General features: G+C 59.3%; 1 protein-coding gene and 1 pseudogene. Both read left to right on the top strand.

All coding sequences use genetic code 11. The annotated features are described in order from the left end of the window. A pseudogene (locus AWB67_RS41295) lies at positions 1-265 on the top strand (hypothetical protein); the annotation flags it as partial. A 133-nt stretch (positions 266-398) separates the two neighbouring features. Next, a complete protein-coding gene (locus AWB67_RS43745; RefSeq protein ID WP_374729901.1) occupies positions 399-644 on the top strand; it encodes an antibiotic biosynthesis monooxygenase family protein in 246 nt (81 codons plus the stop codon). Positions 645-734 lie beyond the last annotated feature (90 nt).

The raw sequence follows: 734 nt of genomic DNA on the forward strand, positions 1-734 counted from the left end.
CTGCGGCGACAAGCTCTCTTTCCAGGACGCTGCCGATATTGCCGAGCAGCGCACAGGCAAACGTTTTTCGAGGCGCTCGCTTGGGTCCGAGGCGGATCTGCGAGAGGCTCTTGAGCTCGCCCAGGCAGCTGACCCAGAGCAGGCCGTGATGCTGGCCTATCAGCTCTATATGCTCAACGGCCAGACCGCGCGCGAAGACCTGCAGTCCGATCGCTACCCCGATATCAAGCTGCACAGCTTGCGCGACTTTCTTGCTCGGCAGTAGCCATCCACGCGATGCGAAGACGTCAACACTAAAGGAATGCCATGACGACTACCCTTGATCCCGACACCGCTTACCTCATCGTCATAACAGGTTCGATGTCCAGCCCGAGCGCGCCAACGAGCTGCTGGCGGCACTGCAACGTTCGACCGAGGGCTACGTTCGCACCGTCCCTGGTTTTGTTTCGGCCAACTGGCACATGAGCCTTGACCGACGGCACGTCACAAACTACGCTCAGTGGCGCAGCAAAGCCGACCTGGAAGCGTTCATGGCCGACCCGATCGGGCGTGAAAGCATTGGCGAAGGTAGTGCAATTGCCATGTTTGTGAATCCGATCCTCTACACGCTGCGCACTACGCATGCAAGGCGGCGGGTCCCGTGAAAGGTGTTCGCTGGCTGGCCCACCGCTTGCGTCGATACACTTTTCCGCGCAAACACAAATCACATGAGCAAACAGTGGAGCCTCGATGAC

It is taken from the genome of Caballeronia terrestris, from assembly GCF_001544515.1.
Taxonomy (GTDB): Bacteria; Pseudomonadota; Gammaproteobacteria; order Burkholderiales; family Burkholderiaceae; genus Caballeronia; species Caballeronia terrestris.